This is a genomic window from Bacillus sp. P4_D3, from assembly GCF_056401855.1.
In genome coordinates this window covers 19,733-43,629 of sequence record NZ_JBFUIN010000004.1, presented here as the reverse complement: position 1 = coordinate 43,629, position 23,897 = coordinate 19,733, and the positions used below count along the sequence as shown (strand labels likewise).

The 23,897-nt window shown below is 34.1% G+C and carries 28 protein-coding genes; 5 read left to right on the top strand and 23 right to left on the bottom strand.

Translation table 11 applies throughout. From position 1 onward, the window contains the following. Positions 1-193: 193 nt before the first annotated feature. Positions 194-679, bottom strand: coding sequence for a VanZ family protein (locus AC1DTM_RS01555; protein ID WP_002089671.1), 486 nt, complete (start codon positions 677-679; stop codon positions 194-196). 110 nt (positions 680-789) lie between these two features. Between AC1DTM_RS01555 and AC1DTM_RS01550 the strand changes: the two genes are divergently transcribed. Both AC1DTM_RS01550 and AC1DTM_RS01545 read left to right on the top strand, forming a co-directional pair. After that, a complete protein-coding gene (locus AC1DTM_RS01550; protein WP_477000003.1) occupies positions 790-1,014 on the top strand; it encodes a DUF1659 domain-containing protein in 225 nt (74 codons plus the stop codon). A 21-nt stretch (positions 1,015-1,035) separates the two neighbouring features. Next, positions 1,036-1,251 (top strand): DUF2922 domain-containing protein, encoded by a 216-nt coding sequence (locus tag AC1DTM_RS01545; RefSeq protein WP_002159825.1) that lies wholly within the window; start codon positions 1,036-1,038, stop codon positions 1,249-1,251. A gap of 20 nt (positions 1,252-1,271) precedes the next feature. On the opposite strand, the gene AC1DTM_RS01540 is transcribed toward AC1DTM_RS01545, so the two are convergent. After that, a complete protein-coding gene (locus AC1DTM_RS01540; RefSeq protein WP_002034805.1) occupies positions 1,272-1,670 on the bottom strand; it encodes a DUF4359 domain-containing protein in 399 nt (132 codons plus the stop codon). 193 nt (positions 1,671-1,863) lie between these two features. Here AC1DTM_RS01540 and AC1DTM_RS01535 point away from each other — a divergent pair, with 193 nt between their 5' ends. Next, positions 1,864-2,370 (top strand): competence protein ComK, encoded by a 507-nt coding sequence (locus AC1DTM_RS01535; protein WP_477000002.1) that lies wholly within the window; start codon positions 1,864-1,866, stop codon positions 2,368-2,370. A 54-nt stretch (positions 2,371-2,424) separates the two neighbouring features. Here the strand turns inward: AC1DTM_RS01535 and AC1DTM_RS01530 are convergent, their stop codons facing one another. The 5 genes from AC1DTM_RS01530 to AC1DTM_RS01510 form a co-directional block, all read right to left on the bottom strand. After that, positions 2,425-2,895 (bottom strand): sigma-70 family RNA polymerase sigma factor, encoded by a 471-nt coding sequence (locus AC1DTM_RS01530; RefSeq protein WP_477000001.1) that lies wholly within the window; start codon positions 2,893-2,895, stop codon positions 2,425-2,427. 218 nt (positions 2,896-3,113) lie between these two features. Then, positions 3,114-3,812: a YknW family membrane protein gene (gene yknW, locus AC1DTM_RS01525; RefSeq protein WP_016106666.1), complete on the bottom strand. Its 699-nt coding sequence runs from the start codon at positions 3,810-3,812 to the stop codon at positions 3,114-3,116. A 126-nt stretch (positions 3,813-3,938) separates the two neighbouring features. Further along, positions 3,939-5,138 (bottom strand): ABC transporter permease, encoded by a 1,200-nt coding sequence (locus tag AC1DTM_RS01520; RefSeq protein ID WP_477000000.1) that lies wholly within the window; start codon positions 5,136-5,138, stop codon positions 3,939-3,941. Then, the gene (locus AC1DTM_RS01515; protein WP_002144795.1) at positions 5,135-5,815 is read right to left on the bottom strand and encodes an ABC transporter ATP-binding protein; all 681 of its coding nucleotides are present in this window, start codon (positions 5,813-5,815) and stop codon (positions 5,135-5,137) included. The genes AC1DTM_RS01520 and AC1DTM_RS01515 overlap by 4 nt, the downstream gene beginning before the upstream one ends. Beyond that, positions 5,812-6,996 (bottom strand): efflux RND transporter periplasmic adaptor subunit, encoded by a 1,185-nt coding sequence (locus AC1DTM_RS01510; protein ID WP_016093602.1) that lies wholly within the window; start codon positions 6,994-6,996, stop codon positions 5,812-5,814. Before AC1DTM_RS01510 ends, AC1DTM_RS01515 begins: the two co-directional genes overlap by 4 nt. A 373-nt stretch (positions 6,997-7,369) precedes the next feature. On the opposite strand from AC1DTM_RS01510, the gene AC1DTM_RS01505 reads away from it, so the two are divergent. Together AC1DTM_RS01505 and AC1DTM_RS01500 are read left to right on the top strand one after the other, a co-directional pair. Then, positions 7,370-7,561, top strand: coding sequence for a helix-turn-helix transcriptional regulator (locus AC1DTM_RS01505; protein WP_002089683.1), 192 nt, complete (start codon positions 7,370-7,372; stop codon positions 7,559-7,561). Further along, complete coding sequence (locus AC1DTM_RS01500) at positions 7,562-8,074, top strand: DUF3278 domain-containing protein (RefSeq protein WP_016106667.1); 513 nt, start codon at positions 7,562-7,564, stop codon at positions 8,072-8,074. It begins immediately after the preceding gene. 143 nt (positions 8,075-8,217) lie between these two features. On the opposite strand, the gene pgtP is transcribed toward AC1DTM_RS01500, so the two are convergent. From pgtP to AC1DTM_RS01420, 16 genes are all read right to left on the bottom strand, one after another. Then, positions 8,218-9,552, bottom strand: coding sequence for a phosphoglycerate transporter protein PgtP (gene pgtP, locus AC1DTM_RS01495; protein WP_476999999.1), 1,335 nt, complete (start codon positions 9,550-9,552; stop codon positions 8,218-8,220). A 19-nt stretch (positions 9,553-9,571) separates the two neighbouring features. Further along, on the bottom strand, positions 9,572-10,606 hold the full coding sequence (locus tag AC1DTM_RS01490; RefSeq protein WP_476999998.1) for an ABC transporter substrate-binding protein: 1,035 nt from the start codon (positions 10,604-10,606) through the stop codon (positions 9,572-9,574). Then, entirely contained in the window at positions 10,603-11,385 is a 783-nt protein-coding gene (locus AC1DTM_RS01485) for a DUF3919 family protein (RefSeq protein ID WP_476999997.1), read from the bottom strand. Before AC1DTM_RS01485 ends, AC1DTM_RS01490 begins: the two co-directional genes overlap by 4 nt. Positions 11,386-11,451: 66 nt before the next feature. Next, positions 11,452-12,882: a HAMP domain-containing sensor histidine kinase gene (locus AC1DTM_RS01480; RefSeq protein WP_476999996.1), complete on the bottom strand. Its 1,431-nt coding sequence runs from the start codon at positions 12,880-12,882 to the stop codon at positions 11,452-11,454. An 11-nt stretch (positions 12,883-12,893) separates the two neighbouring features. Continuing rightward, positions 12,894-13,565, bottom strand: a complete 672-nt coding sequence (locus tag AC1DTM_RS01475) for a response regulator transcription factor (RefSeq protein ID WP_016106671.1) — start codon at positions 13,563-13,565, stop codon at positions 12,894-12,896. A 119-nt stretch (positions 13,566-13,684) separates the two neighbouring features. Beyond that, complete coding sequence (gene galE, locus AC1DTM_RS01470; protein ID WP_476999995.1) at positions 13,685-14,677, bottom strand: UDP-glucose 4-epimerase GalE; 993 nt, start codon at positions 14,675-14,677, stop codon at positions 13,685-13,687. A gap of 94 nt (positions 14,678-14,771) precedes the next feature. Further along, on the bottom strand, positions 14,772-15,590 hold the full coding sequence (locus AC1DTM_RS01465) for an SGNH/GDSL hydrolase family protein (protein WP_476999994.1): 819 nt from the start codon (positions 15,588-15,590) through the stop codon (positions 14,772-14,774). Positions 15,591-15,689: 99 nt separating this feature from the next. Next, positions 15,690-16,604 carry a polyisoprenyl-teichoic acid--peptidoglycan teichoic acid transferase TagU gene (gene tagU / locus AC1DTM_RS01460; protein ID WP_476999993.1) on the bottom strand — a complete coding sequence of 305 codons (915 nt, stop codon included), beginning with the start codon at positions 16,602-16,604 and terminating at the stop codon, positions 15,690-15,692. Positions 16,605-16,704: 100 nt separating this feature from the next. Next, on the bottom strand, positions 16,705-17,097 hold the full coding sequence (gene tagD / locus AC1DTM_RS01455; RefSeq protein WP_476999992.1) for a glycerol-3-phosphate cytidylyltransferase: 393 nt from the start codon (positions 17,095-17,097) through the stop codon (positions 16,705-16,707). A 27-nt stretch (positions 17,098-17,124) separates the two neighbouring features. Continuing rightward, positions 17,125-18,552: an oligosaccharide flippase family protein gene (locus tag AC1DTM_RS01450; protein ID WP_476999991.1), complete on the bottom strand. Its 1,428-nt coding sequence runs from the start codon at positions 18,550-18,552 to the stop codon at positions 17,125-17,127. An 18-nt stretch (positions 18,553-18,570) separates the two neighbouring features. Next, positions 18,571-19,713, bottom strand: coding sequence for a CDP-glycerol glycerophosphotransferase family protein (locus AC1DTM_RS01445; protein ID WP_476999990.1), 1,143 nt, complete (start codon positions 19,711-19,713; stop codon positions 18,571-18,573). Positions 19,714-19,771: 58 nt separating this feature from the next. Continuing rightward, positions 19,772-20,515, bottom strand: coding sequence for a glycosyltransferase family 32 protein (locus AC1DTM_RS01440; protein ID WP_476999989.1), 744 nt, complete (start codon positions 20,513-20,515; stop codon positions 19,772-19,774). Between the two features lie 99 nt (positions 20,516-20,614). Then, a complete protein-coding gene (locus AC1DTM_RS01435; RefSeq protein WP_476999988.1) occupies positions 20,615-21,655 on the bottom strand; it encodes an EpsG family protein in 1,041 nt (346 codons plus the stop codon). Between the two features lies 1 nt (position 21,656). Further along, on the bottom strand, positions 21,657-22,607 hold the full coding sequence (locus AC1DTM_RS01430) for a glycosyltransferase family 2 protein (protein ID WP_476999987.1): 951 nt from the start codon (positions 22,605-22,607) through the stop codon (positions 21,657-21,659). Beyond that, positions 22,594-23,202, bottom strand: a complete 609-nt coding sequence (locus AC1DTM_RS01425) for a phosphoribosyltransferase (RefSeq protein WP_476999986.1) — start codon at positions 23,200-23,202, stop codon at positions 22,594-22,596. The genes AC1DTM_RS01430 and AC1DTM_RS01425 overlap by 14 nt, the downstream gene beginning before the upstream one ends. Further along, positions 23,141-23,878 carry a PHP domain-containing protein gene (locus tag AC1DTM_RS01420; RefSeq protein WP_476999985.1) on the bottom strand — a complete coding sequence of 246 codons (738 nt, stop codon included), beginning with the start codon at positions 23,876-23,878 and terminating at the stop codon, positions 23,141-23,143. The genes AC1DTM_RS01425 and AC1DTM_RS01420 overlap by 62 nt, the downstream gene beginning before the upstream one ends. Between the last annotated feature and the right edge of the window lie 19 nt (positions 23,879-23,897).

The following is a 23,897-nucleotide window of genomic DNA, read 5'->3' as shown; positions in this document are numbered from 1 at the left end:
TGTTCATCCCCCACTGATTATTAGCCTCCACCAATCGGGCGTTTACGGGCTGTTAATCTCCCACCTAACTTCTTTGCTCCAGCTGAATTTTGAGGTGGGAGTTTTACTGCCCGGCGAATAGCGGGATAAAGTGGATGTTTCTATTCCCACAAATAGCGGGATAAATAAAAAAGGAGCAAATCTCTAACTGAGATTAGCTCCTTTTTCTATGCCAAAACCAATTGCTTATTATAATTCCTGTTAACCCGCCGCACGTATCAAGCAATGAATCTTGCCACATCGGTGTACGGTCTCCCGTAAACCATTGATGAATTTCATCAAATGTTGCATACCCCGCAACGAAAAGGAGGGCGTATGCAAAGCACCTTTTTCTCGAATAACCCGATCGATAAAAAGCATAATACGTCAATGAACCGAGCATAAAGAACACCATAAAATGAGCACCTTTACGAAGGAAAAACTCAACAAATCCACCTACACCTTTATTTGCGATACTAACAGGTGTACCTCCGCCATAATCGATAGATACCCATGAAAAATGCTCTTTCACAAACTCAACATTTATATATTGCTCAATATCCGAGCGCATATCCTGTTTTTTATATGGCTGTGCTGAAGAATAGAAAATAATCCCCATCCATAGTAATACAGGAATCCAAAATAACCATTTACGATTCATTCTCCCGAAACTCCTCTCTTAGTCTTTTAAGAGTACCAAAAAAAAGAAAAAATTTCACGCCAAAACATGACATTTACCACCTATTTATAAAGTGAAAGGGGGTGATAAACATGGCAATTGAAACAATCGTAATGGATTTAACTTTACGCCTTGTATTAAACGGAGGATTAGACAAAAACGGTAAAGCAGTTTTTAAGAACAAGCAGTTCAAACGTGTGAAAACAAATGCAGATTTAGGAAAATTGCATGAAGTAGCACGTGCTCTTGCTTCACTACAACAATCATCACTTCACGCTGTACAACTTGTAAGCACGTCAGATCTTTCTAACCTGTAATTAAAAAGGAGGGAATAAAGCATKCAGGTACTAGAGTTAGTTTTCGTAAAAGAAGATGGAAAAACAGTTGTCTTTTCTATCGATAATCCCATTACACCAGTAAATGAACTAGTCGTAAATCAAGTAATGGATACCATTCTTTCTTCATCTGTATTTTCATCAATTGGTGAAAATACTCGTAAAAAAGGAGCTCGCCTCATAGAAAAAAATGTATCTGAGGTTCAGATCACTCCGTAAATCAAAAAGACGAATCTGCATTATTTTGCAGATTCGTCTTTTTTCTTCGGCATTTCAATTGGAATAAAGATGTTTGAAAAACCAACACAAACATACTTATAATTCTCTCCGCCTAAATCAAACTCTGTCGTATATGTTGAGAAGAAAATATAATCATTTCGCTTTGTATAATGTTCGATTAATAATCCAACTTGTGGTTCAACATACTTATTTGCCAATTTCTTTCCCGCTGATGCTAAGTCGCCAAGTATACCCTCTTTGTTTTCTTTCTCAACCTCTTCTAACTTCTTACTCACATCATTACGCTTCATAAATTGTTTTGCTGCCCAATCCGTATATTCTCCCTTACCCGGATTACTGTTTGCTAAATAAACTAAGAGAACAACAGCTAGAGCCATAATAATATACTTTTTTTTCATACTATATCACCGCCTACTCTTTTCTATTTTCATATATATGTACAAGCGATGCAAATTAGAAAGACTATCATCTATTGATTGTAAACGAACCGTAAAAATTTACAATACGAAACAAAAGATTAACAATGATTTTACATTATTCGTATATAATTATATTCAGAATACTAATTTTATAAGGGAGGATTTTAGAATCATGAATAATGAAAATGATATTTTTATTTCTAGTTCTACAATGATGCTCGAGCCTTGCAAACACCCTTATTACCGGACAAAAATGATCGACAGTAGCGGCAACCCCCTGCACTCTTGCCAAACAGCTATCCAACTCATAAAGAAATCTTGTCTAACACATGTTCATTCTACTTATCAAGGTAGACGTCGTGCAGTCCAAATAAACTTTAAGCTCAAACAAAATGTTCCAATTCCGATTAATCATAAAGAATATATTTGTGCTTTCCCAACAGAATCTCCTTCTTCTCCAAACTGCATTTGGCTGTTCTATAACCATATAGAGGAGATAGAGTTTTCCAAAAAAACTAACAAGGCTAACATTCATTTTTTTAACGGAACTACCATAACAATACAAATAGGTTCTCATAAGTTACAGCAACAATTTTTGAAAGCTGGACATATATTATCCCGAATGAACATAAAAGATTCACTACACTTAAAAAACCCCTTGCCACATTTACTGCCTTAATGTAAATAGAATGGAACGCAATATTTCCTTTGCCTTCCATTCTACTTATTATTCTTATCCCCTTACACTATCTCTCATTTTCTCAAGTGCTTGTCGATATACCCATCTCACTTGATAGTACGTCATCCCCATTTCAGACGCTATTTCCCCCATATTTTTTCCTGTAAAAAACCGCTCTGAAATGATGTATCTCTCCCTCTCATCTAACACACTCATAAAGTCCTTCGCTCTCGTTCCCGTATCTTCACACTCAAATCGTTCCTCATACTCATCCGTGCATACATACCTCTCTTGCACTACGCATTCTTTCTTCAACCTTTCCAATATATAACCACGTACCGTTACAACCGCATAAGCAGGAAAACTACCTTTCTCCTCCTCATACCTTTCATACGCATGCCAAAGACCAATTAAACCACATTGATAATACTCTTCATAATCTTGGTAAATATGTAACCTCTTTATTTGATTTACAATCATACCTTCATACAAAACAACCGTATCTGCAAAAGTCGCTGGCTTCACACAGTGCCCGTTTCTAAAAGGTATACCTCTTTAGTATTCCGCGGTACCTCTACAATATAAAATGAGAAAGGAAATTTCATTGTGGGTAATTTCAAATAATACTGCCGGAATTTGAAATTACACTAGGCAGTATTTGAAATTCTGCTTGGGGTATTTGAAATAGGGGTAAAAATAAAAAAGATGGCTCTAGGATGAGCCATCTTTTTAATCCAATCATATTATACAGGCATACCTGGTAAAAACGCCGCAATTAACATAACAATTGCCGCTAAGAATACTGCCTTAATAATGAATAAAACGATAATCGGAACAGCTGCTTTCACTTTACTTAATCCAGCTGTAACTTGTAATCCCAACCAAATTAATACTAAATTCCATAAATAGAACAATTCAATCGTATTACCGATTCCATATGCCATTGAACCTTGTTCAAATAATGGCCCCAAGCTTGTATATTGCGTTGCTCCACCATCTAAAATTAAAGCTATAACGCCATTAATAAGTCCACCAAGAATAAGAACAATATTCGCATATATAACAATCGTTAATATTTTTTTATAAGACGTATCATTTCCAAAGAACATCATAAATATTTTATAAATAGCTGCGACAAATAATGCACCAATCATTGCTCCAACAAAACCAGATCCAATCCCATAAATAACTTCTGATGTAATTGAACTCTGGCCAGCAAGTTCACCTAATTCTTTCTGCATTTTAATCATTTCAGGTGATGTGTTCACAACATATGTCGTCAAACCACCTACAAGTCCTTGTAACAATGCAACTAGGAAGAACATACCCCAAACTTTCTCACTCGTTTTCATTCTCTCAAACTGCAAACCTGGAGATGTAATCATTCCAAATAATGACGGCTTCTCTCCGCCAACTTTTTGCGTATTCAAATTCGCTTCCATCATAACGCCTCCTTCTATTTATATAACCCGTTCTAACGGGCGGTTCACATCCTCATTTTGAGGCTACGAACCGCCCACTAGAACGGTAATGTTTAGTAGAGAACCCTTCTCTACTACACTAATAATTTACTCATAACGAAGTGCTTCAATTGGATCTAATTTCGCAGCTTTGTTCGCTGGAATTAATCCGAAGATAATACCTAGTGTCATAGAGAACAATACGCCCCCAACGACAACTTCCCATGAAACGAGCGGTGGCCACTTCGCAAATGTGGAAACGATATATGCCCCGCCATACCCAAGACCAATTCCGATTAAACCACCTAGAAGCGTTAACAWAACGGCTTCAATTAAAAACTGTAATAAAATTTTACTACGTGTTGCTCCAAGTGCTTTACGTACTCCAATTTCACGCGTACGCTCCGTTACAGATACAAGCATGATGTTCATAACGCCGATACCACCAACGACTAGTGAAATACCAGCGATACCACCGATGATCATCGTCATAATACCTGTCATTTTTGAAATACCTTCTTGAATTTCTTTTAAATTCATAACCTCGTATTTACCAGTTGTATCACTTGGTTTACGACTATTTAACACATCGGCAGCTTTTTTACCTGCTTGCTCTAAATTATCTACATTTTTTGCTTGAACAGAAATATTTTGAATTTCATCTTTTCCATACAGTGTCGGCCATAATGAAATTGGAACTAGTGCTTCTGATGGTCCCATTCCCATAAACTCATTATCTGATTTATAGACACCAATAATTTGCATCGGTTGACCCTTCATTTCAATAATTTTACCGACTGGATTGGCATCCTTAAACATCTTTTCTTCCATTTGCTTACTAATCATGACAACGTTATTACCTTGATCCACATCTGATTCCTGTAAAGAACGTCCTTTTAACAACTTTACTTTATTTACTGCAAAGTACTCACTGTCTAATCCAGTAATATTCACCATTTCTATTTTATCTTCAATATCAATTGGTTCCATACTTGAATTTGTTGTTACAACATGTGCGATCTCTGGAATTTTTTTAATTTCAAAAATATCTTCCTCAGTTATCTTCGGTGCCTCTACCATTTCCATACCGAATGGATCATTCATATCTGCACTATAATGAATCGGAACCGTTTGATTACCTGACCCAACAAATTGTGATTTCAGTGCCGCTTCCCCGCCCTGCCCAATCGCAACGACAGTAATAATAGAACCAACACCGATAATAATACCGAGCATCGTCAGAGCTGAGCGTAGTTTATGAGCTAAAATAGAAGATAAGGCAATTTTCATACTATCTAGTAAGCTCATACCGCACACCTTCTATCTTCTGTAATTTTCCCATCCCTTAGTACAATGCGACGAGAAGAATAAGCAGCTACTTCCTCTTCATGCGTAACCATAACAATCGTCGTACCTTCTGCATTGAGCTTCGTGAAAATATCCATAACTTGTGCACCAGACTTCGTATCAAGTGCACCTGTCGGCTCATCGGCCATAATGAACGTCGGATTATTTGCAATCGATCTCGCAATCGCTACACGTTGCTTCTGTCCACCTGATAACTCACTAGGTAAATGGTGTACTCTATCTGATAATCCAACTTTTCCAAGCGCTTCAAGAGCTCTCTGACGACGCTCTGCTTTCTTCACCCCACCGTAGATGAGCGGAAGTTCAACGTTTTCCACTGCGGAAAGACGCGGAAGTAAATTAAAATGCTGGAACACAAAGCCGATATATTCATTACGAATTAAAGCTAGTTTTGACTCGTCTGCTGTTAAGATATTCACATCATTCAGCATATATTCGCCTTCTGTTGGACGATCTAAACAACCGATAATATTCATAAGCGTTGATTTACCTGAACCAGATGGTCCCATAATCGAAATGAACTCACCGCTCTGAATCGTTAAACTAATACCATGTAAGATCGGTACCGCTAGCTTCCCTTGATAATACGTTTTAGAAATATTATTTAACGTAATCATTTCTCTTTCACTTCCATTCCGTCATACACGTTGTCGGAAGGATTTTTAACCACCTTTTGCCCCACTGTTGTGCCTTCTACAATCTCTGTCCAGTCTCCATCAGTAGCACCTTTTTTCACATTTTGTTTACGAAGCTTTCCTTTCTCTTCGATATAAACAAATGCATCTTCGCCTTTTTCTACAATGCTCTTAGTTGGAACAGCAATCATCGTTTTGTTCTCTAAGCTTACTTGCAGAGAAACGTGATAACCTGGAGATAAACCATCTTGGCTATCAAGACTTGCTTTATATGTATATTGAGACATATTTTGAGTTCCCTCACCAGCAGCTTGAGCCATCTCTGCACTCGTTGGGAATTCACTTACTTCCGTAATCTTACCTGTCCACTTCTTCTTATTATTTGCTTTCGCAGTTACAGTGAACGTTTGATCTTTTTGAATTTGTGACTTTTGAAGCTCTGTTAAAGTCCCTTGAACTTGGAACGGATCTTTAGAAGCAACTTGCAAGAATGCTTTCCCTTGACCACCTAATGCCTGAGATGAACTTTGTGCCGCATCTTTGTCTAACTTTTGTACAACACCCGTAAAGTTACTATAAATCGTAAGTTCCTTCTGCTTTTTATTTAACTCTTCTTTTTGCAACTTCCCTTTCTCTTTCTCAAGATCAGTTGTCTTTTGTGCCATTTCTAACTCACTTACTTGCTCTTCCATTGGGTCTGTTACTTCTTTTCCAGCCCCACTATCTTTTACCTTCTTAATTTCTTTCTTCAATGAATCAATCTTCTTTTTCCCTTGATCATAACGCATATCAGCCATCTTCTGATCAAGATCAGCTTGCTTCATTTGAAGATTAATTTCTTCATTATCATAAGAGAATAATTTCGTTCCTTTTTCTACTTCTTGTCCTTCTTTCACTGCAATATCTTTCACTTTTCCTTTAGTCGGATCCGCATAGAAACTTTCAATATTTCCTGGCTTCACTTGACCAGAAATTAATTTCGTATTATTAAGCTTACGCTCTGTCACTTTCTCAAAACTTACAGCATCTGTCTTCGCCGTACCTTTCTTCTTACCTTGCATTACAAAAATATTAACTGCTGCCACAATAACAATTAGTGCAATAACCCCGATAATAATCCATTTCTTCTTCTTGTTTGGAGTACGAACCGTATTAGGTAACATATTCTCTCTCCTTTTATATCTTAATAGTTTAATAGATGTTCAATTGTATAAAACTTTCTGAAAATTATAACCGCACTTACATTGTTACACTCATTTTACAAAGTTTTACACAATCATTTATATTGTAACAAAAATACCAATGATTAGAAATATGACATCCTATCTTTTAAGATAGTTTTAAGGAAAAGAAAAATCCAATTTAAATTAGTTTTTTTGTATTTAGATGATAGATTTTCATCTTACACAACATCAATTTCATGCTCCCTCATTTTTGTCATATATATTTGACATTTTATTTTTCCAAGTGTAGAGTGTCATATATATGTGACACTTCGGTACACAAAGCCTACAACTATTAATAGGAGGTTTATATTTGAATAACGTTAAAAACTATCGAAAATCTGAAGGCCTATCTCAGCTAGAATTAGCTAAAAAAGTTAATGTGGCTAGACAGACAATAAACTTAATTGAAAACAATAAATATAATCCTTCTTTAGCTTTATGTATCGAATTAGCAAAAGCGTTAAAAACAGATTTAAACAGCCTATTTTGGGAGGGAGATTAAATGATGAAAATTGAATGGAAAGAAAAAGTTTATAATAATTTTATTGGAACAATTAGTGAAAGAGATGAGTATCAAAAACAAGAAATCAATAAAGAATTAGCTATAGCTGGAATTGGTTTATGGTGGTTAAATATGTTGGTAATGCTTATTATGTTACTCGTCGATACTATGAACCATACAATATCTATAGGCACTATATTTATTTTTCTAATTAATATGATTTATACTAATTATTTAATCTTTAAATTGAAAAAGAAGGGCCTAAATGATACTGAGTGTGCAACAGAAGAAGAGTATTTAAAACATAAAAAGACATTAAAAAAAGCTGGCTTAAAAGCAGGTGCACTTTGGGGATTCCAAATGTTTGTATTTATGACTTATATCCTTCCTTATTTAGGTTCAGAAGAAATCTCTGTCTCTTTATTTGATGTTGTACTTTGGGGCTGTGCTGGGGCTTTTTTCGGTCTATCCATGTATATAATCGCTTTATTAAATCTAAAAAAATTATATTAAATAACTAGCCCCTCAGTAACTGAAAGTGCTATTTATTATATAAGCGATTTACACATAAAACTTTAATTTTACATATGGTCGTCCTTTCGATTATTAAAAAAGCGATCCAAAATAATAATTGGATCGCTTTTCTTAATAAAATATTACGCTACTTTGGGACCTTTTCTCTCATGTCCACGTTGCACGATAAATAAGAATACTGTTGATAAAATACCGCCTGCTAATAGTAAGATGAAACAGCCGTCCCAGCCAGAACGATCAACAATAACACCAATTGCTGCGTTTGCTACGAAGCTTCCTCCAACATAACCAAACAGACCACACATACCAACTGTTGTACCTACTGCAAATTTCGGTACTAATTCCATTGCACTTAAACCAATTAAAAACTGTGGTACATAAATTAAACAACCGATAACAGAAACTGCAATACTCACAACAAGTATGCTAGTTGCTTGCCAATATACAACCGTACCAACAACAACCCCAGCCATACTAATAACACATAATGGCATACGTTTCCCTTTGAATAATTTATCACTTAAAAAGCCGACAATTAAAGAACTTGGAATCGCTGCTGCCTCAAATATTGAATACGCTGCATGCGCTTCTGTTTTTGTAAAACCTTTAACTGTTGTTAAGTAAATTGGTACCCAGTTAATAACACCGAAGCGAATTAAGTAAACAAATGCATTGGCAATACATAAATACCAAACGAACTTATTTGTCACTACATATTTCATTAAAATTTCTTTTGGTGACATCTTGTTAGCATTATCTGCTTTTTCAAGATCTTCATAGTCATTACGATACTCATCAATTGGCGGAAGACCTTCAGATTCTGGTGTATCCTTCGCATTAATCCATACTAGAACTGCAATTACCATAACGATAATCGCTGGGAAAATAAATACGCCACCTTGCCAATGACTTTCACCAAAAATACCTACACCAATTCCAATGAATGGCGGAACAAGTAATCCACCAACGTTATGTGAAATATTCCAAAGACCTGTTTTCGTACCACGTTCTTTCTTTGAAAACCATTTCGTCATAACAATACTACACGGTGGTGCTCCCATACCTTGTACAATACCGTTTAGAACAAGTAATGTTAAAATCATCCCAAAGGAAGATGCAAAACCGAAACAAATATTAACAAGCCCAGATAAAAATAAACCTACTGCAATAAATCGTTGAGCAAAAGCCTTATCCGATAAATTCCCCATAAAGAATTTACTAAGTCCATAAACAACAGCCATTACTGCACCTAATAACCCGATTTGTGTAGTGCTAAATCCGTACTCGTCTACTAAATACGTAGTAGATAAATTAAAGTTACTACGAACTAAATAATAAGCAGCATACCCAACTGAAATTCCCATTAGCACACGAATACGTAATAATTTGTATACCCTGTCAATCATATCCGCCTGCAATCTCTCAATTGCAGGTGCTGGCTTAAGCCATTTAAACATATTCTTTCGTCTCCTTTTCTCACTGCTGAGAGAGACGTTGTCTATTCCATATCTCGATTATTCCACTATTTGATATATTTTTGTTCGTCCTTCTAACCGGCTGACCTTCTATCTCTTTCTGATTCTTCGCAAACATCGTTGGTACGCCAAACGAAACTTTTTCTAAAATGTGCCCCGCTTCTTCTGATAAACAATAATCAATAAATAAGTCCGCAATAAAACCACTCGGTGCACGCTTCAGTTTCGAAATCGCATTAACAGATAACCCTGTTTGCTCAGGCTCATTACTTACAATAGGAAAGCCTTGTTTCTGAAGCATTCTCTGATCTCCCGCAAAATTGATGCCTATCATATATTCACCGCTCGCAACCAGTTCTGCGGGCATATAACCATTCACCGTTACTTCACCAACTTGCCTTGCAAGATTCTTAACATACTCTTTCGCTTCTCTTTCACCTAAAGTATCAATAAGTGATTGAAACAAAGTATATGCTGTGCCGGAAACATTTGGATCAGGCATTGCAATCTTACCCGTATATACCGGATCTAATAAATCTTGCCACCTTGATGGATATGGAAGACCGAGCGGCGCTATTTCTTCATTCCACCGCTCTTTATTAATCGCAATTGCCAGTTTCTCCACCTCATAACCGTACCAATAACCGTCTTTATCTTTAACAGTCTTTGAAATACGATTCGCATGCTGGCTCGTAACAGAAATAGAAAGGTTCTTTTGCTTCATCATTTGATGCGCATCCACTGTGCCGCCAATAATAATATCCGCCTTCGGATTTCCGGCTTCCTCTTCCACTCTCCGAAGAAGTTCTTCTGTCGATAGACGAATAAATTCATATGTACACCCGCGCTGTTTACAAAATGATGAAAGCAAAGCCTCACCAACTTCCTCACGGGCAGCTACATACGCAACGAGATGACGATCATCCAAAATAGGGAGACCACTTTTATTATATTTAATAGAGGTTGTATCTCGAGAGCAACTAGACATCGCTCCTCCGATTATTAGCAAAAAGAAGAAAAAGGCTATCTTTCTCATGACACACTCTCCTTTACAAATAACTCTGCTAGGGAGCCCTTCATATACATGACATTCCCGTTATTATCACCGAGATATTGCACAACAAAGTACGATGGATACACAGAAATAGTTAGAATATCCTCCCGCTCATTCTTTACACGTTTGCCTGTTTTATAGGCAGTAATATAAGCAATCGGCTCATTCTGTGATTGTAATAATTTCTGAATTTCTCCGTAATCTGTAATTTGCTTTGCGTATCGAATAGAATCAAATATTGGCGTAAGATCTATAGTACGTATTACATCCCCTTGCCTCACTACAACTTCCTTTGCCTCCGCAAAGAAATTACTAATGCGCTCTGGTGTATAATACAGACTTAACAAATACGTTTGAAATGCTGAGATCATCGGATCCGTACCATTTTTTCCGTATACATTAGCCTCATACTGGAACAAGTCACCTACTGCAAAAGTACGTTTATGTCCATTCAAGTACGTTACTTCTCCAGTAAATACTTGTTCTTGATTCTTAGCTTCTCTCGGCTCTATTCGAATTCGGTCAAAGAATGAAACAATCGTATGCAACCGAACTTCATCCGTTACAACAATTTCTCCCCACTTCTCATGCCTTACTTTCACTTCAGTAGGAAGGGATTCATTCACTCTTTGTAAAACGGCTTGTTTGTCATCCACAATTGTGATTCGATTATATATTTGCTTCTCAATAACATAAAACAAAATAAGAGAAACGATCATACAAAAGACAAACATAAGAATTTGAAATGATAGCCTTTTCATTTCTGCCTACCTCCAAGATAAAAAAACGTTGTTTCGAAAATACCGCATAATTGTTTCATAAATGTATCATTTAACCGCTTTCAAGTTTTTTATGTCTTCCATCCGTCTTGGAAGTAAAAATGTCATACATATTGTAGTTCCCATTTCTTCACTACTCTCAATTCGCATACTTCCGCCTTGCTTCTTCATAATCTCCTGACAAATGTATAAGCCATAGCCATTCCCGTAACTTGAAGGAAGCACCTTACCTTCCGGAGACTCATTCCATTCTGCAAGCACACCTTCATCCATACCAATACCATCATCATGAACAAAAACCTTTGCTTCCTGCTCATTTATAATTACATTCATACGAACTTGCGTAGCATCACTATATTTAATCGCATTATCAAGCACATTCAAGAAAATTTGCTTCGTCTTATCAAAATCCGCAACGACGTGTACTTCCGTTAACTCATTCATAACTTCAATTTCAAACTGCTGCAACCTGAGTTTCACAATCGAAACCGCTTCTTCTGCCAATTCTTTTATATTCACGACCGTAGGTGACACTTCAAACGTACTCGTCCCGTACTTTGAAGACTTAAGTAATTCCTCTACAAGTGATAATAGACGCTCACTTTCTACAGACACATAACGGAGGCTCTCCTGCACATCTTCCTTCGACTGTAACTTTGGAATTAAATCTACATAACCGATAATTGCCGTAAGCGGTGTTTTCAGCTCATGCGTAATGCGGTCCAAGAAATCTTTCTGTTTCTCTTTCTCTTCCTTCAGCTGCTTAATATGCAGCTCAATCCCATCAGCCATCGCATTAAAGGACGCTGAAAGCTGCGCAATTTCCACATACTCATTTAACTCAATCTTACTTTCATAATCTCCATTCGCAAGCCGATGTGCCATTTGCCTTAACTGATCAATCGGTTTATGGAGAGACTTCGCCAAACGAATCGCAAAGAAAATACCAGCAGCTACTAAACAAAGAGACGTCATTAAAAATGTCCAACTCACATTTGTTAAAACTTCCTTCTCATCCGTTAACTCATTTATAAAACGAATACTACCAATGACATCGTTTCCATAATAAACCGGACTTGAAAACAAAAGAATTGGAGCTGGATCTCCCTCCTCGAAAACATACGATTTCTTTCCCTTCAAAGAACTCTCAATGTCAATATTCCGATGAAGTAACGCTCCCTTTTGTGTATCTGCAACAACATCTCCATTCTTCCCAATCATCTGCACCCGGACATCCATTCGCTTCGCTAAATACGAAGCAATTAAAAGTGAATTAGGCCCTAACGTCTCCACTTCTGCTTCCTTCTCTAAATAATTCATCGTATAAATTTGCGCTTCCACACTTAACTTTTCTAAGGAATCTGCCGCATTATGATACACATTCTTCTCCAGTGCAATATAAACAACGGCATACAAAAGAACAAGAATTGGAATCAACAACCCAACTATTCCAAACACCATATTTCGTTTTAAAGACATATCATCACCACTTAACAATCTATCTTATAGCCAACGCCATAAATTGTCTTAATATACTCTCCGCTCGCACCGAGCTTCTTTCGCAGTCTCTGCACCATAATATCAACCGCTCTCGTATTTCCGATATACTCAAACCCCCATACCTTCTCAAGCAACTCATCTCTCATGAACACACGCTGCGGATTCGAAACAAACAACTGACATAAATTAAACTCTCGGTACGTTAACTGAACCTCCTGCCCATTCACATGAAGCTTTCGTTCCTTTGGACAAATAAGTAAATCACCAGCCCGAATCACCTCATGATTTAAAGGAACCTCCTTCTTCTTCACGCGCCGCGCCATATTCTTCACTCGAAGAATAAGCTCCGCATAATTAAAAGGCTTCGTCACATAATCATCAGCTCCAAGCTGAAGACCAAGTAACTTATCATTCATCTGACTCTTCGCTGTCAGCATAAGCACCGGAATATCACGCTCCTTCTCTCTGAATAAACGTAACAACTCATACCCATCCGTATCAGGAAGCATCACATCTAAAATAAGTACATCCGGCTGCTCATTCCATCTCTCTAAAGCTTCTCTCCCATCAGCCGCCGTCAATACTTCATACCCTTCCATCTCTAACTGCATCCGAATCAAATTACGAATACTCGATTCATCATCTACTACAAGTATTTTCATCATTCTCCTCCTTCCATCCTGTATTATAGTACAGTTTAGTATAGCAAAAATCATACAAAAAAAGAGAGGGTATTGTCGAACATGTATTGAACGACAGTACCCTCTCTCATTTATTAAACTTATTTTTCATACCCATGAGGTTTCTTTTGATGCCAATCCCACGCATGCTCAATAATTGTCTTCACATTTACGTACTCAGGATTCCATCCTAACTTCTCTTTCGCCTTTTGAGAAGAAGCTACTAAGCGCGCTGGATCTCCTGCACGACGTGGTGCTACCTCAGCTGGAATCTCATGATCCGTAACTTCACGAACTGCATCAACAATTTCTTTCACACTGAATCCATTACCATTTCCTAAGTTGTAGAAATCACTTTCTCCACCATTTTGCAGGTCCTTAAGCCCTAAGAAATGAGCTGCCACTAAATCTTCAACATGAATATAATCACGGATACAAGTACCATCTGGTGTATTATAATCATCACCAAACATCATAATCTTCTCACGTTGACCTAACGCCACTTGTAAAACAAGAGGAATTAAATGTGTCTCTGGGCGATGATCTTCCCCAATAATACCACTTGGAGTAGCACCAGCCACATTAAAGTATCTGAAAATCTTATATCTTAAATTTGAAGCTTGGCTATACCAATGAAGCATCTTCTCAATCGCTAACTTCGTCTCTCCGTACGTATTCGTCGGATTTGTCATCGTTTCCTCAGTAATAAGGTCTACATCTACCTCACCATACGTTGCCGCAGTAGAAGAGAAAATAAACTTATCTACCTTAAACTCATCCATTACTTCTAGCAAGCAAAGTGCACCATACACATTATTATTATAATATTGAAGAGGCTTCTCCATACTAACTCCAACTAAAGAATCAGCTGCAAAATGCATAACCGCCTCAATATTTTCTTGTTTAAAAACATCTCTTAAAAATGCTTTATCACGAAGGTCACCGTTATAAAACTTCGCACCTTCCGTAATCGCATCTTCATGACCAGTTTGTAAGTTATCTACTACTACTACAGATAAACCTTCGTCTACTAATTTTTTCACAGCGTGAGAACCGATATAACCAGCTCCGCCACAGATTAAGATTGAATTCATTGTCTTCCTCCTACATATATTAGGATTTCTTACTTACTCACTTTCTTATTATAAAAGGTATACGATTGCTCGTATACCTTTTGTGTACCTTTCATTACTTAGCCACAAAATAATCCGTTACATATTGTGCCCAAACTTCATGCCCTTTAGCACTTGGGAAACCGAACTCCTCTTGTAAGTACGGTAAAATTGCTTTCGTTGTTGCATCAGGCCACGCTYCCCAATGATCAACATATGTATAACCATTTTGCGTCGCAAATTGTTTTAACGCTTCAATCGATTTCGGATAATTCTTCGCACCATACACTGGGTTTGATGGTTGAATCATAATTGTAGCGCCTTTTGCACTAGTAGACAGTGCTTGAACAAACTTCTGTGTATTCACAACAGAATTTCCATTACCGTTTTTTCCGTTATCAGTAATAAATGGTGGCTCAAATAAAATTACATCTGGATTTTCTTTCGCAATCTCTTTATCGCGTTTATTCGTGATTAATTCCTCTGTACTTTCACCCTTATATTCCTTTACCGTCACATTCCATAAACCTTTACCGTAAGAAGCCTCTAAATTAGCAGTGAACTTAGCTACCCAAGCATCTTTTTCAGATGAAGAAGCTTCATCACCAACAATAACAAGATTTACAGCCTTTTTATCCGCAGCAGCTTTCTTTAACTTCTCTTTCACTGCATCTGGCAAGTTCTTTGCGTACGCTTCATTAAAAGATGCCTTTGCATCTTCCTTTTTCTCTTCTTTCTTCGCTCCGCTATCTTTCACTTCAGCCTTTGTTTTCGTTACTTCACTCGTTTGTCCTGTTGCATTCGCAATTTTCTTATTCCAATATAGTTTACCGCTCACAACCGAAGCAATAAACAATACAAAAATAAATAGGACAAGTACTGCTTTCTTATTCATCGATTCACCTCATCTATTAATCTCACAACATATAATACTAATATAAATCTAAGCAAAAATAAACCCAACTCCTTCCAAAGGAGTTGGGTTCAATACACATTACTTCGTTAATTCAAGATGTGCTCTTAACTTGTTCGTTAAATCTTGTTTTGCTGCATCTGGAACATAGTAGTACCAAATACCGTCAGCGGCCTTGTGACCGTCACCTGGGATTTGAATTTCCTCACTGTTCTGCAAGCAATCTTTATAATTCTTTTGAATATCAAACATTTGATCTTGAGTTAAACTTGTTTTTACGTTTTTCTCAATTGCTTTTAATACATCACCGTAACTTGCTAGAGAAGAAACACTAGCACCTTTTTTAATTACCGCTTGGATGACTTGACGTTGACGCATTTGACGGCCGAAGTCACCGCGTGGATCTTCGTAACGCATACGAGAGTATCTTAATGCTTCTGTACCATTAAGATGTATATTCCCTTTAGCAAATTGCGATCCTTCATATTTAAATTCTAAATCATTATTAACATCTACTCCACCAACTGCATCCACAACATCTTTAAAGCCAGCCATATTTACTTCAATATAATGATCAACTGGTACATCAAGGAAATTTTCCACCGTTTTTACAGCCATATCGATTCCACCAAAAGCGTATGCATGATTAATCTTATCCTTTTTACCTTTACCTACAATTTCTGTATAAGAATCACGTGGAATACTAGTAATTTTCATAGATTTTTTTTGTGGGTTTAATGTGAATAACATCATCGAATCTGAACGCCCTGTCTCATCCGCTCTTTGATCCACACCCATTAACAAAATAGATATCGGCTTATTATCAGCTACATCTACTTTCTTATCACGTTTTTCAGACTTATCACGATCTAACGGCTTATGTACTGCATCCAATGTGTTCGATACATTAGAATAGACATAATATGCATATGCTCCTCCTGCAATCACTAGAAAACCTATTATACCTAAAATCCAAAATAAAATTTTCTTTTTCATAACTTATACCTTCTTTAATTTTTATTTATAACTAATTATGCATTATTGCTATTCACCATATTACAACAAGTACATTTATAAATAAAAGCTTTTTTATTCCTTATGATTGTAATGAAAGTTCGCTTTTTATTTGAGTAGTTGATATATCTTCAGTTCTTGGCAAATAAACCACTTCACAATATTCTTTTAAAAAATCAAATTTCCCTTCCCAATCATTCCCCATAACAAATACATCAATTTCATACTTTATAATATCTTCAATCTTTTGTTCCCAAGTATTTTCCGATATTACTAAATCAACATATCTAATACTCTCCAATAACATTTTTCTCTCTTCAAATTTAAAATAAGATTCTTTTCCTTTTAATGCATTAAATTCATCTGTTGATAATCCAACTATTAGATAATCACCTAGATCTTTTGCTCGTCTTACTAAATTTATATGACCATAATGTAGTAAGTCAAATGTTCCATAAGTTAAAATTCGCTTCATATTTTAAAATACACTCCTAAAATCTTCTTATTTATTTTTTAAGATTAATCTTTTTAAATCCTGAGAAATACTATTAGGTAAAACAAAAATAATTATTATATATATCGTGCCAATGACTAAAGATTTAACCGTCATATTTATAAAATCATTTACAAACATTTTTGGGATGAAATATACGAAAATAAAAGTTATCAATGCTGCCAAAAAATAAGTATATACTCCTTGGAACATAAACTTTAAATCCAGATATTTTCGAATTAGATATATCCTAAAAAAGCACACCATAAATTCAACAGCTACTATAACAATTGTTGCACCTATTGCACCATATCGTGGTATAAATATTATATTAAGTGTCAGGCTGATTATTGCACCTAGCACTAATGGTAATACGTATTGTTTATCCTTCTCAAAAGCGAGCGCATATTGATTTGCAAAGACACCACCTATCGGAATAAAAATAATGATTAAACTTACCCAAAACATTAGAGGTGACATAGGAATAAAGCTTTCTCCAAAGAACCAAGGAACAAATTCATAGGAATTAAGCATTACGATATTACAGAATAATAGTGAGAGCACTATCGTATAATCTAAAGACTTCTTCAAGTATTTATGAAGAATTTCATTTTGGTCATTAACAACCATATTTGCGAGTCTAGGTAATAAAACCATACTTAGCGAGGTAATGACAGCCAAAATAATTCTAGATATTTTTTGTGATTGATCATAATAGGATAATTCAACAGGGCCAGCTATCATTCCTAAAATTGTTTTATCAAATGTAATATATACTTGAATAGATAATTGTGGAATTAGTAGTAGTAAGGCAGCCCTAAAGTTATCCTTCAGGTACTGTCTATTAAATGAAATCTTTGTTACATATTTAGATAGCCCAATCCAAAATACTATATTTCCTAGCAAGGCCCCTAAGGACATTATAAGCATATATTTCCACAAGTCATTTTCACTGCGAATCAAAATAAAGATCAATATAATTGATACAGATTTAATTAGCATATTTCTTAAAACTACTTGTTTAATTCTTTCAATTCCAATATAAAACCATGAAATATCAAAAATAACTCCCAAAAGAATTGGTAGTTGCAACAAAAAATACATTCTATATTCTTGATTTACATTCATAATATAGAATATATATAACCCTATAACTATAATCCCCGCTAAAAATTGAATTAACCATAGTCCCCAAAATGTTTCATTTACTTTATTTTGAGACTCTCTATTTTTTGCTATATTTCTAATCCCCAGTTGACCAATCCCTAAAAAAGCTAATACACTTAAAATTTGAACAACTGAAAAAGTATAACTATTTATTCCTAGTGCCTTTACTCCTAAGACCCTAGAGAGAAATGGCATAGTAAGAATTGGAGTTATTATAATAAATAATTGATATAAAGCATTATATAAAAAGTCACGTAATACTTTTTTCATATTGTAATTTTAGCTAATTTATTTGTAATTATTCATATTTAAATAATCACTATATATATATTTAGCCACCCTTTCTGAATACTTAAAATCAGTATACTCATGAACTATCTTTTTTATATTTTCCCTTTCAGTTTTATAATATTTTTCATCAGTAAGCAATTTCTCTAATTCACAGATAAAATCATTGTACATGTTCACTTTTGGGCCAGGTGTCCAAAATTCAAATGGATTTAATAGGAATCCCCTATTATTGCGATATTGAGCTAAATCTGTATTCAAGAACAATATCGGCTTATCTACTAAAAGATAATCAAAATAAACACTCGAGTAATCTGTTATTAATAAATCTGTTTCAGACAATATTTGGTATATATCTAAATTATATTTTGCTAAAAATTCCAACGTACATAACTTGATATTAGAAAAGTCCCCTAATGTTTTTTTATAATACTCCTCCTCTTTAGGGTGTAATTTCACAATAACTGTAGTTCTATTTTTTAGTAAATAAGTATTAAATTCATTAATATCCATATCTGTTAAACCGAATATATTACATTCTCTATTCAAGTCTGATTCTTCCCTAATATACCCTTTTCTGAATGTCGGCATAAATACCATTAATTTATCATTTTCACTAACAGAAAAGTACTTCAATATAATGTCTCTCTTTTCTCCCCCCCTCAAATTTAAAAGATCATTTCGAGGGAATCCAGTGATAACATATTTATTATTTATTCCTATACAAGCATTCAATAACGTAGTGTATGTTTCTGAGCTAGATATTACTCGATCTAATGTATCGACCTTCTTTTTATTCATGGTAGTTTCATTTTCTAATAGCCCCATTTTTTTCAATGGTATTCCATGCCATAATTCAATGAATTTTTGTTTCTTTTTCATTTTTTTTATAGGGCCATGCGATGTGATAACAATATATCCCGTCCCTAAATGCATAGCATTTTTTATTGGGTTTTCTAGTACTTTTTGAAAATTTATATATATTAAATCTAAATCATCATATTCTTTAATCATAAAATCATATAACACTTTTACATTAGATCCTGAACCTGGTGCATAATCTATAAAAATTAATTTCCGGGGGTTTATTCTTAAAAAACAGAAAATAATTCTAGCAATTAAAAATATAATTCTATTCCTCATATTTTCTCTCCTGGCTTACTATTTTTCAATGTAACAGCAATAAAAATTTCTTCCTTATTTATCTTTTCACGATATTCAAAAGAAAATTAGTCGTTCTTTCCCCCAGAATCCTAAACATAAATAATCTGATTTCCTTTTTAAACTTTTTATCCTTGGTAATCCAAGACCCATTAAAATGATGAATACAATACGTATTTTTAGTTACTTTTAAAATCCCTGTTTTATATTCTTTAGGACAAAAATACTCTTTAGGATAAATATGCATCCCATTATTTAATATTTGATAACTTCCATTAGCCTCAAATCCTTGATCAGAGCAAATTTCAGTGATAATTTCTACATTCGTAGTTGTATCAAGATCCCCGTTTTCTAAATAAAAACTTCTATTATCATAGTATTTCAAAAACATATTGATTGCCTGACTATTTTTCATAGCTCCTATAATTCCTGTTGGAATAGTAATATCATCTTCAAACCCACTAAAGCTGTCATGCCCTAAAAATGCATCAAATCCCTTTAAAACTTCCACATCCGTATCAAGATAAATACCACCATAATGATAAAGTGCCCATAGCCGTACATAATCAGAAACAAATGCCCACTTTTTCTCCTCATAAGCCTCTTTTACAAATTGATTACAATTAATGTCGAAATTCTCCTCATTCCATTCCACAAATTCATAATCTGGTAAATGTTTCTCCCATGACTCTAAACATTTTTCTATAAATTCCGATTTTTTATTTTTTCCAAACCAACAGTAATGAATTACCTTAGGAATTTTATTCATTTCATTATGCCCCATTCTATAAAATAATTTAATAAATTGTATCTTTATTTAAAAATAGACATAATGAATTTAAATTCATTATGTCTATTTTTAATATATTAACTTATAAAAACACTACCACAACCTGATTTCATAGGGAAGCGGCGTACTATATCCCAATAATAGGTTGGCAAAATAATAACTTAGTGCAAAAAGAATAAATACAAGCTTTGCTTTTTGATTTTTTTGTATAAATAACGCAAAGATAATAATTTCTGTAATACTAATATAGAAAAGTAAACGTCTAAATATTAGCATTGGATACAAAGGAAATGTTAATATTAAACTTATATAATATATCCCAAATATAACCTCATGCTTCTTTAAATGAATGAACTTCTCTTTATTTCTTACTAACCATATACTTAATAACAATTTAACAATTAATAGCATTGCCATTTTCCATGATAATGAGTATTCTAAATATTGACTTGATGCCCATTCTGTATAATAAGCATATTGATTACCAAAAAATTTAGATATTATTTTAATAATTAATTCGTCAAATCTAACAAACATCAAAGAAAAAGAAATAACTAGTAAAGTAACTCTTTTAGTATTGGTATTAATATATCTCGTTACTAAATTATGCAAAAAATACATTGGATAGAAGAATATTGCACTGGTATGAAACATAATTGTTACAACAAACATTAAATTATATTTAATGAACCTTTTATTGATTATATTATTTATATTAATCAAAAACAGTCCCATGGCCATAAATTGCCTTATTGTATTTAAAGAGGTATTAAAATAATATAAACTAATATAAAAGAATACAGCCATGTAATATACTTCTCTTGTGTCGCTGTAACTTTTTATTGCTTTATAAATTAAATACTGTATAAGAAACGCTATAACTAAGAAAAAGATTTGGACTGGTATGCCTAAAAACTTCATAAAATCCATTATATATACTAGCCCAGGTTCTGAAAACCAAACTCTCCCCTCAGTATACATTCTTTCATAAGAATAATAATCTGTCCCTACTCCATATCTAAATCCGGCTAATAGAAGAACGTACGTACTAGCCAACCAATAGAACACTTGAGCATATTTCCCCTTCAATAAGGTTAATAACGATAGTATTAGCATAAAAATATATGCAAACATTTTATGAACTCCTTAAACGTTTAAATAAAACTTCATACAAGCCTATCTTTAATAAAACAACACCTATTCTATGCTTAAAAGGTAATAAGTTGTAAGAATCTGAAAGACTATTCAGTTGCCTCTTTTTCTCTTTTACAGATTTCTTATTTTCTAATGAGTAATTTATTAAGTATATCCACAATCTTGCTTCAACCACTCCACAATATTTCTCATAGGGACTTTCTTTAAAAAATGTTTTTAATACATTCATGGTATTTATTAAAGATTCCTCAATGATCGGATTATAACTTCGAGTTATTGATCCTTCTCTCTGGATATAATAATACAAAGCTTTATTTATTACTTCTACACTATTGCAAAAATATAAATATCGTGGCATAAAACCTACATCTTCAAAGAAAGCACGATTTTCAAAGTATAGCCCATTTTGTTTAATTATTTCTGTTCTATACAACTTGTTCCAAGCTACAACAAAAGGCTCATCATGTTTACACAAGAAATTCTCTAGAATATTACCATTCAATAAATCTTTATTAAAATAATATTCTTTCTCACGAAGCTTACTTGCATCCTCAGCTAACCAAACCTTTTTAAAACCACAAATTACCAAATCAAGATTATCTGCAATGATTTTTTTATACAAAGTCTCATACATAGATTTATCTAAATAATCATCACCATCTACAAATGCTATAAATTCTCCACTAGCATGATTAATCCCCGTATTTCTTGCGACACTTAAGCCACCATTTTCTTGAGAAATTACTCGTACACGTTTATCACGCTTTGTAAACTCATTAGCGATATTTACTGTATTGTCACGTGAACCATCATTTATAACTAATATTTCAACTTCCTTAATACTCTGCGCAATAAGACTTTCCAAACACTTTTCAATATAATCCTCAACATTATATGCTGCTACAACTATACTAATTTTAGGCCTCTCCATAGTTTACCTCCTTCCATCGATTATATAATCCAATAAATTCTTTATTATATTTGGAATCATTGGACCAAGGTCCCATTAAAATATGATTTTCATATAAAGAGTAATCAACTCTAAAAACATTCACACTATCTTTAARATAATTTAAACTAGCAAATTTAATTTCTGTTTCAGTATACATATTCCCTAAATATTTTACTACTTGATTAGCTGTGTGCCCCGTGTCTACTGAATCATCTACAACCAAAATTTTATTTATATTTTTCATCTCATGTTTATTCATATCAAAGTAGATTTCTCTATCTACATTCTGATTATGAACTCCGGATTGAATTTCTTTACGTCTTAAATATTCTTTAAGGGATTTAGGAATAATTTTTATTACAGGTTTTATAAATTCTTTTAATTTATTTCCCTTACGTACTGCTTGGATTTCTAATAATGGCACCCTTAAGTACTCACTTATTGTTTCTCCTATTAAAAATGAACCCTTAGCTATAAATATAACTACATCTGGCTGAAAATCTTTTTCAATTTTAGTTGCTAATTTTTTGCTTTCTATTTCTAAATTTCTTATTGATAATTCTACACAATTCACTGTATTTACCTCTTTTTATTAATTTAAAAACTCTAGCGAACTTAGTTATATGATGGGCCATCTGTAGGCATTCCTTTTTTACATATTTTGCCCTTTTTAAATTTTCTTTGAATTTCTGTGGATCATCATTAAACTCTTCCATAACGTTGTAGTTTCTACCTAATTCTATAAATGTATGCGCATCACTACCTATAGCCTTAGTTGCATTATATCTGTTCGCAATTTCTAATTGAATTTCTGAAAAATATCCCTTTATATTTCTACCATTGTGAACTTCGATGATATCAATTAAATCTAGGTTTTTTCGAATCTCTTCTTCCACCAAAACTGTTTTATATCTTTTTTCATCATATGGATGAGGAATATATACTATTCCTCCTTGTTTTTTTATCTCTAGCATTGTATCCCTTGGAGATTTTCCCGGGCTTATCTTTTCATTTATAAATAATCCTATTATTTCACCCTTACTAGAAAATATTTCTTCTCCAATAATTACTCTAATTGAATGTTTCTCAAGAAAAGGTTTAAATTTTAACGCACCCTCAATTTCATCATGATCCGTAATCGCTACTACATTTATTCTTCTTAGTTTTAACATAAACAAATAGAACCACTTGCCTAAAGTGCTATCATGTGAATGACAAGTATGGGTGTGCAATTCAACATTTATCCCCATATATTCCTCCTACTTTCTA

Excerpts from the sequence above, each read along its gene's own strand:
- AC1DTM_RS01555 (WP_002089671.1), bottom strand. The coding sequence starts at position 679 with ATGAATCGTAAATGGTTATTTTGGATTCCTGTATTACTATGGATGGGG.
- AC1DTM_RS01550 (WP_477000003.1), top strand. The coding sequence starts at position 790 with ATGGCAATTGAAACAATCGTAATGGATTTAACTTTACGCCTTGTATTA.
- AC1DTM_RS01540 (WP_002034805.1), bottom strand. The coding sequence starts at position 1,670 with ATGAAAAAAAAGTATATTATTATGGCTCTAGCTGTTGTTCTCTTAGTT.
- AC1DTM_RS01535 (WP_477000002.1), top strand. The coding sequence starts at position 1,864 with ATGAATAATGAAAATGATATTTTTATTTCTAGTTCTACAATGATGCTC.
- yknW (WP_016106666.1), bottom strand. The coding sequence starts at position 3,812 with ATGGAAGCGAATTTGAATACGCAAAAAGTTGGCGGAGAGAAGCCGTCA.
- AC1DTM_RS01515 (WP_002144795.1), bottom strand. The coding sequence starts at position 5,815 with ATGATTACGTTAAATAATATTTCTAAAACGTATTATCAAGGGAAGCTA.
- AC1DTM_RS01510 (WP_016093602.1), bottom strand. The coding sequence starts at position 6,996 with ATGTTACCTAATACGGTTCGTACTCCAAACAAGAAGAAGAAATGGATT.
- AC1DTM_RS01500 (WP_016106667.1), top strand. The coding sequence starts at position 7,562 with ATGATGAAAATTGAATGGAAAGAAAAAGTTTATAATAATTTTATTGGA.
- pgtP (WP_476999999.1), bottom strand. The coding sequence starts at position 9,552 with ATGTTTAAATGGCTTAAGCCAGCACCTGCAATTGAGAGATTGCAGGCG.
- AC1DTM_RS01490 (WP_476999998.1), bottom strand. The coding sequence starts at position 10,606 with ATGAGAAAGATAGCCTTTTTCTTCTTTTTGCTAATAATCGGAGGAGCG.
- AC1DTM_RS01485 (WP_476999997.1), bottom strand. The coding sequence starts at position 11,385 with ATGAAAAGGCTATCATTTCAAATTCTTATGTTTGTCTTTTGTATGATC.
- AC1DTM_RS01480 (WP_476999996.1), bottom strand. The coding sequence starts at position 12,882 with ATGTCTTTAAAACGAAATATGGTGTTTGGAATAGTTGGGTTGTTGATT.
- AC1DTM_RS01475 (WP_016106671.1), bottom strand. The coding sequence starts at position 13,565 with ATGAAAATACTTGTAGTAGATGATGAATCGAGTATTCGTAATTTGATT.
- galE (WP_476999995.1), bottom strand. The coding sequence starts at position 14,677 with ATGAATTCAATCTTAATCTGTGGCGGAGCTGGTTATATCGGTTCTCAC.
- tagU (WP_476999993.1), bottom strand. The coding sequence starts at position 16,604 with ATGAAAAAGAAAATTTTATTTTGGATTTTAGGTATAATAGGTTTTCTA.
- tagD (WP_476999992.1), bottom strand. The coding sequence starts at position 17,097 with ATGAAGCGAATTTTAACTTATGGAACATTTGACTTACTACATTATGGT.
- AC1DTM_RS01450 (WP_476999991.1), bottom strand. The coding sequence starts at position 18,552 with ATGAAAAAAGTATTACGTGACTTTTTATATAATGCTTTATATCAATTA.
- AC1DTM_RS01445 (WP_476999990.1), bottom strand. The coding sequence starts at position 19,713 with ATGAGGAATAGAATTATATTTTTAATTGCTAGAATTATTTTCTGTTTT.
- AC1DTM_RS01440 (WP_476999989.1), bottom strand. The coding sequence starts at position 20,515 with ATGGGGCATAATGAAATGAATAAAATTCCTAAGGTAATTCATTACTGT.
- AC1DTM_RS01435 (WP_476999988.1), bottom strand. The coding sequence starts at position 21,655 with ATGTTTGCATATATTTTTATGCTAATACTATCGTTATTAACCTTATTG.
- AC1DTM_RS01430 (WP_476999987.1), bottom strand. The coding sequence starts at position 22,607 with ATGGAGAGGCCTAAAATTAGTATAGTTGTAGCAGCATATAATGTTGAG.
- AC1DTM_RS01420 (WP_476999985.1), bottom strand. The coding sequence starts at position 23,878 with ATGGGGATAAATGTTGAATTGCACACCCATACTTGTCATTCACATGAT.